Source organism: Micromonospora sp. NPDC005367 (genome assembly GCF_040606825.1).
Lineage (GTDB): Bacteria > Actinomycetota > Actinomycetes > Mycobacteriales > Micromonosporaceae > Micromonospora.
Window position 1 is genome coordinate 47,228 of record NZ_JBEXFP010000047.1, and the last position, 6,364, is coordinate 53,591.

At 74.0% G+C, this 6,364-nt stretch carries 5 protein-coding genes; 2 read left to right on the forward strand and 3 right to left on the reverse strand.

Annotation, left to right across the window (positions count from 1 at the left end):
* Nucleotides 1–26: 26 nt before the first annotated feature.
* A complete protein-coding gene (locus tag ABZS42_RS25865) occupies nucleotides 27–1,676 on the reverse strand; it encodes a hypothetical protein (protein WP_355149458.1) in 1,650 nt (549 codons plus the stop codon).
* A 44-nt stretch (nucleotides 1,677–1,720) separates the two neighbouring features.
* Here ABZS42_RS25865 and mptB (ABZS42_RS25870) point away from each other — a divergent pair, with 44 nt between their 5' ends.
* Both mptB (ABZS42_RS25870) and mptB (ABZS42_RS25875) read left to right on the forward strand, forming a co-directional pair.
* Entirely contained in the window at nucleotides 1,721–3,136 is a 1,416-nt protein-coding gene (gene mptB, locus ABZS42_RS25870) for a polyprenol phosphomannose-dependent alpha 1,6 mannosyltransferase MptB (RefSeq protein WP_355149460.1), read from the forward strand.
* Between the two features lie 13 nt (nucleotides 3,137–3,149).
* Nucleotides 3,150–4,793 (forward strand): polyprenol phosphomannose-dependent alpha 1,6 mannosyltransferase MptB, encoded by a 1,644-nt coding sequence (gene mptB / locus ABZS42_RS25875; RefSeq protein WP_355149462.1) that lies wholly within the window; start codon nucleotides 3,150–3,152, stop codon nucleotides 4,791–4,793.
* 51 nt (nucleotides 4,794–4,844) lie between these two features.
* Here the strand turns inward: mptB (ABZS42_RS25875) and ABZS42_RS25880 are convergent, their stop codons facing one another.
* On the reverse strand, nucleotides 4,845–5,831 hold the full coding sequence (locus ABZS42_RS25880) for a hypothetical protein (protein ID WP_355149464.1): 987 nt from the start codon (nucleotides 5,829–5,831) through the stop codon (nucleotides 4,845–4,847).
* Nucleotides 5,828–6,214, reverse strand: a complete 387-nt coding sequence (locus ABZS42_RS25885; RefSeq protein ID WP_355149465.1) for a PadR family transcriptional regulator — start codon at nucleotides 6,212–6,214, stop codon at nucleotides 5,828–5,830. The genes ABZS42_RS25880 and ABZS42_RS25885 overlap by 4 nt, the downstream gene beginning before the upstream one ends.
* Nucleotides 6,215–6,364: the final 150 nt, after the last annotated feature.

Genomic DNA, 6,364 nt, shown 5'->3' on the forward strand with positions numbered 1-6,364 from the left:
CGACCCTTGCCGTCTGAACCACGCACTCAGCCGTGAATGGTGTACTTCCCGGGCCGTGATACGTGCAGGGCGGTCCAGCCGTCGGAAGGTGTGAGGGTGCTCCCAGCGGAGCTGGTGAGCCAGCGGCTGTACCGGACGCGAAGCAGTACCCGCTGTGCGGACGGCACGTCGACGGTTATCGCGTCTGGAGCGAGGTGGATCAGCGTCGCGGGCGGCTCCGCGATGGGGGTTTGCGCGGCGACCGCGTAGAGCCGCCAGTGCTCATTCGTCCAGACCAAGTGAAGGTAGGGTAGCCCGCCCTCCACCAGCTCTGCCTCTGCCCGACCCACCCACGAGAGCGGGGCATCGGGCAGAGCCACATATTGAACCGCGTTGTCGGCCAGCCATGTGTGGTAGCTCGCGGCGGTGAGTGGCACACCAGTGCCGGCCGCCCCCGGGACCGTCGTGAAGAAGAGCGGGTTGCGAGCGATGTCCGCCTGGCGTAGCCAGCCCCGCGCCAACGGCACATCGCCGAGGTGCGCGGCCTCCCAGTAGTTTCGGGTCGGCGGGACCTCGACCCGCCCGGTCAGCCCTCGGCGAGCCAGTTCAGTCCTCAGCGGCGCAAAGAACTCGGACCTGCTGGTCGGATCGGCGGCGCTGCGGAGGTCGGCGGAGACGGCCGGCGGTTGCCACCAACACACCAGACCGAGCATCGCAGCCAGCGCTACCGCGCCGAGTGCCCGACGGCTCCTGGGAAGTAGGGCCTTCGCGAACCGGGGCGGCCGAGCTGTGGCGGCCAGAACAGGCAGCGCGAACATCACCACCAGTCGGGTCGCGTTCAGCCCGACGGGCGTGTGCACCAGCGCTGCGGCCAGCACCCCTGCCGCCGAGAGCAACGCGCCGACCCGCACGGGCCGGTACGCCACGAGCGCGCTGACAAGCAGGCTGGTCACCACCGCCCGGACCGCGTCGGTGCGGCTGATGTTCATCCAGCCCCCGTCGCCGAAGAGCAGCGCGGTCGCACCGAGCGGCAGCGCAGCCCCGACACCGAGTAACACGCCGTCGGCATATCGACGGGTGATCAGCAGAGCCGCGCCGGCCAGACCGACGAACAGGCCGGCCACCGGGCTGGTTGCCGAGGCCAGCAACCCGCCGGCCACCACCAGGCTCGGCCGCAGCAGGCCCCGGAGCCGACCCGCGCTCACCCATCCGCGGCCCGGTCGCCCTGGCCTGGCACCGGAAGTAATCGCGCCATGGGCTTCGGCCGGTCTGCGAGGCAGGGTGAGCGCAAGCACGGCGGCAACCCCGAAGGCAACCCCGAGGGCGTACGTCACCCGGCCGGAAACCAGATTTCCGGCGATGGTGAGCACGCCGACGAGGCTGCCGAGCACGGGACGTGGCACCCCGGTGCGGACCAGTAACGCAGCAAACGCCACTGCTGCCGCTACCAGCGCGATAGCGCCGGTGATCCGCACACCGAGGAGACTCATCACCGGTGGCGAGATCAAGCTGTAGCCGAGCGGGTGGACGCCGCCGTACCAGCGGAGATCCACCAGGGCCGGCCCGTGGGCGGCGAAGAAATCGGTCCGGGCAACCTGGGCGGACAGGTCGGATCCCATCGGTGGGAGAGTGAGATACAGCACTCCGAGGGCTGCCGCGCAGGCACCCGCCAGCATCACCACCCTGGACCGCTGCATGCCCACCTCCTGACCGCGACCACCGTACTGGCAGCATGTCCGGCGTGCCTCACCACCTCGCGCGCTGGACCGGCCTGGCCGGGTCCGTGCTGCTCGCCGTCGTCGCGTTCCTCGGCGGAGCGATGCCGCACGGCGATCTGCGACCGACCCCGCTCAGCATCTGGCAGGGGCCGTACGGGCCGGTGATCCTCATCGGCTGGGCCGTCGGCACGGCCGTGCTGGCGTACGCCTGGTGGTCGCTGCGCGGCGGGGTGCCGTCGACCCGCTGGGCGCTGGTCACCGCCGGGCTATGGCTGCTGCCGATGCTGATCACGCCGCCGCTGGGCAGCCGCGACGTCTACGCGTACGCCTGCCAGGGCGCCAGCTACGCCGCCGGGATCAACCCGTACGAGCAGGGCGTCTCCACGCTGCCCTGCCCCTGGCTGGACACCATCTCGTTCATCTGGCGGGACACCCCGGCGCCGTACGGACCGCTCTTCGTGATGATCGCCGGCGCGGTGGTGAAGGCGACCGGCTCGCTCGTCGGCGCCATCGTGCTGTTCCGGCTGCTCGCGGTGGCCGGTGTCGTGCTGACCGCGGCCTGCATCCCGGCGCTGGCCCGTCGCTGCGGCGTACCGGCGGGGCGGGCCGTCTGGCTGGCGCTGGGCAGCCCGCTGATCGGCGTCCAACTGATCTCCGGCGCGCACAACGACGCCGCGATGGTGGGCCTGCTCGTTGCCGGGCTGGCCGTGGTCGCCGCCCGTCCGGGCCGCCCCGCCGTGCTGCTCGCCGGGGGAGTGCTGCTCGGGCTGGCCGGTGGCATCAAGGCGACGGCGCTGGTCGTGGTGCCGTTCGCGGCCCTGGCGGCGATCGCCGGCGGATTCTCCGTCCGGGCGCTGATCCGCGACGGCGGCTGGGTGGTCGGCGGCGCGGTCGCGACAGTGGTCGGGGCGACCTTCGCCGCCGGCCTCGACTTCGGCTGGATCAGCGGCCTGGAGCAGGGCGGCCTCGTGGTCGCCTGGACCTCGCCGCCCACCGCGCTCGGTCAGACCGTCGCCTACCTGGGGCTCCCGTTCGGCTGGCACGGCGATCCGCTGCCGGTCACCCGGGGCATCGGCATGGGCGTGCTGGCGATCCTGCTGGTGTGGCTCTGGTTCCGGGCCCGCCACCGGGAGCCGCTCTGGCACGCCGCGCTGGCGCTCACCGCCACCGTCGCGCTCGCCCCGCTCTTCCACCCCTGGTACTGGACGTGGCCGCTGGCGGTGCTCGCGGCCACCTCACGGCAGCGGATCAACTGGTTCGCCGCGATCACCGTCGTCTCGGCGTTCCTGGTGCTGCCGGACGGCACCGGCCTGCCCCGGTACACCAAGACGGTCGGCGCTCCGCTCATGACGCTGTTGGTGATCGTGGTGGCGGTCCGGTTGGTACGTTCGGCTCGGGCGGCCCGTCAGCCGGTCGCCGCGACCGTCGGTACGGACTGAGGAGGCCCCGCCGGTGACCGAACCCGGCGCGCCTCCGAACCCGGCCGGCCGAGCGGAGCCGCCGAGCGGCCCCGGTCACGACCCCGCCCGCGCACAGCAGGCCGAGCCGCGTCGGGCGCGCGCGGCACGTTACGCCGGGCTGGCTGGGGCGCTGCTGCTCGCGATCGCCGGGTATCTCGGTGGGGCGCTGCCGTCCGCCCCGCTGCTGCGGGTCACCCCCGTCACCATCTGGCAGGGCCGGCACGGGCCGCTCGTGCTCGGCGCCTGGCTGGTCGGCACCGCCCTGCTGGTGGGCGCGTGGTGGGCGCTGCGGCGGGGCGCGCCGTCGACCGGGTGGGCGTACCGCACCGCTGGGCTCTGGGCGCTGCCGCTGCTGGTCACCGCCCCGCTGGGCAGCCGGGACGTCTACTCGTACGCCTGTCAGGGCTGGGCGTACGCGCACGGTGCCGACCCGTACGTCACGGGGGTGGCCGCGGCGGGCTGCCCATGGGTGGACGCGGTATCGCCGATCTGGCGGGACACTTCCGCCCCGTACGGCCCGGTCTTCGTGCTGCTCGCCGCGCTGGCGGTGACGCTGGGCGGGGGCCTGACCGGCACCATCGTGTTGCTGCGGCTCTTCGCGCTGGCCGGGGTGCTGCTGGCCGCGCTCTGCCTGCCGGGGCTGGCCCGGGCCGCCGGCGTACCGGCCCGCCGGGCGGCGTGGCTGCTGCTGGCCTGCCCGCTGGTCGGCGTGCACCTGCTGGCCGGGGCGCACAACGACGCGGTGATGCTCGGGCTGCTCCTGCTCGGGCTGCTGGTGCTGGTCCGCCTGCCCGGTCGCCCGGGCGCGCTGCTCGTCGCCGGGGTGCTGCTGGGGCTGGCCGTGGCCGTGAAGGCGACCGCGGTGGTCGTGCTCCCGTACGCCGCGCTGGCGGCGGTGCACGGCCGGTACACCGTACGCGCGCTGGCGCGCGACGGCGGCTGGCTGGCCGGCGGGGTGCTCGCGGCGCTGGCCGGCAGTTCGCTCCTGTCCGGTCTCGGGCTGGGCTGGGTCGGCGGGCTGAGCCACAGCGGTGACTCCGAGCAGTGGACCTCGCTGCCGACGGCGGTGGGCTTCGTCGTCGACTACGCGGGCGCCCTGTTCGGCCGGGACCCCGACGCGGTGCCGGTGGCCCGGGCGGTGGCGCTGTTGCTGCTCGCGGCGCTGCTGGTGGCGCTCTGGTGGCGCGCGTGGACGGCGTTGCGCCGCCTGAACGACGCCCGGCAGCGGGTGGCCCGGCTGGCCGCGGCCCGTCCCCGGGTGACGCTGTACGCCGCCGGGCTGGCGCTGGCCGCCACGGTGGTGCTGGCCCCGGTCTTCCACCCCTGGTACGCCACCTGGCCGCTGGCGCTGCTCGCGATCGGCGCGGGCGGCGAGCACTCTCCGGACGTCCCGGCGCGGGCGGACACGTGGAGGCGCTACCTCGCGACGCGGACCAGCTGGTTCGTGCTGCCCAGCGCGGTCGCAGCGTTCCTCACCCTCCCCGACGGCACCAACCTGGCCCGTTTCACCAAGGCCCCCGGCGCGATCACGATGACCGCCCTCGCCCTCACCCTCCTGGCCCTGACCCGCCTGACCCCGGCCCGCCTGACCCCGACCCGCCCGACCCCGACCCGCCCCGACGCCCCGTCTCGTTGATCAAGAGGTTGGCGGCGTCTTCGATCTTCGACGGCACCGCCAACCTCTTGATCACCTGCCGGTGCCTCCGCAGGTGGGGCAGGTGTGGGGAGCCGGTAGGGCGATCGTCGGGCGGTAGGCGCGCTTGCGTCCGGCGGCCAGCGCGAGCCACAACACGGTGAGGTTCAGCGCGACGACCCATCCGGCGGTCACGGCGAACGTAACGCTGTCCTGCGGGTTCCAGCCGAGCACCTTCCCGGTCAGGAAGTCCAGGGGGCGCAGCGCCAGCAGACCGACCGGGGCGATGAGCAGCAGCATGGACCACAAACCCCGCCGGTCGCCACCGAGCACCAGCGCCACCGCGACCAGCATGGCCACCACGAGCACAGCCGGGGCGGAGGTGGTCAGTGCCGTTCCCGGGTCACCCCAGCGGTAGGACCAGTCACCCAACTCGTGTGCCGTCGCGGCCACGGCCGCAGCCGCGACCGCGAGCGGCGGCAGCCGGAGCCACCAGCCGCCGTCCGGGGGTAGGGCGAGTGCCAGCAGGCCCAGGACCATCTGGGGCAGGAGCACGAACAGCGGCGGCCGCGGCAGGTCGGCGATCGCGCCGACCGGCACCACCGCCACGGTGACCGCCAGGGCGAGCCCCACGGCGACCCGCGCCCACCGGACGGGTGCGACGGCGGCGACGGTGGCCGCAAGCAGCCACGCGATCCAGCAGGCCACGCCGACAGTGGCGAACGGGCCGAAGGCAACCCAGTCCACGGTCGGCGCGGCGGTCTCGGCGGTCGCCCAGGTGCCCGCCACGGCGGTCGCGGCAGGAAAGGCGAACAGGGCCGCGAGGCGTACCCCCGGGATCAGGTCGGCGGCCCCGGCGGCCCGCAGCCGCTGGCGCAGGCCGCCGCGGAGCAGGTCCGCGGCGTCGGCGGGGGAGGGCCAGCGCTGTCCCTGGCCGGCGAGGTCGAGGTACGTCCCGACGATCTCCGCGCCGCGCGAGCGGCGGTAGTCGGCCGGGTAGGCGCGCAGCAGGCGCAGGTAGCGGCGCTCCAGGTCGCTCATGCGGCCCCTCCGGCGAGACGTGGCGTGCCGGTGCCCGCGGCGCGACGCGGTGTGCCGGGATCGGTGGCCCGGTTGCGTAGCCGTTCGGTGGCCGCCGCCACGTTGCGGCGAAGCCGTTCGGTTTCGGCGCTGAGGGTGGCCTCGCCCGCCGGGCTGAGGCGGTAGTAGCGGCGCAGCCGGCCGTCGACGACCTCTTCCCCGTCGACGTCGACCAGGCCGGCGTCGACCAGCCGGTCGAGCGCGCCGTAGAGGGTGCCGGGGCGCAGCGTGACGCGGCCGTCGGAGAGGGCGGCGACCTCGCGGATCAGGCCGTAGCCGTGCAGCGGCGCGGCGGCCAGCGCGGTGAGGATCAGGAAGGTGGGTTCGCGTAGTGGTGTGTCCACCGCCTCAATGTATCGGACGCGAAGGTATTCCGGTGCCCGTTATATAGAAGTCGGGGTGTACCGAGTGCGAACGCCTAAATGCCGGTCAGCTGAGGGTCCCTCGGCAAGCGGAGGCTGAGTTCGAACTTCCCGCGAGGGTTCTTCTTGTAG

Excerpts from the sequence above, each read along its gene's own strand:
- ABZS42_RS25865 (WP_355149458.1), bottom strand. The coding sequence starts at position 1,676 with ATGCAGCGGTCCAGGGTGGTGATGCTGGCGGGTGCCTGCGCGGCAGCC.
- ABZS42_RS25880 (WP_355149464.1), bottom strand. The coding sequence starts at position 5,831 with ATGAGCGACCTGGAGCGCCGCTACCTGCGCCTGCTGCGCGCCTACCCG.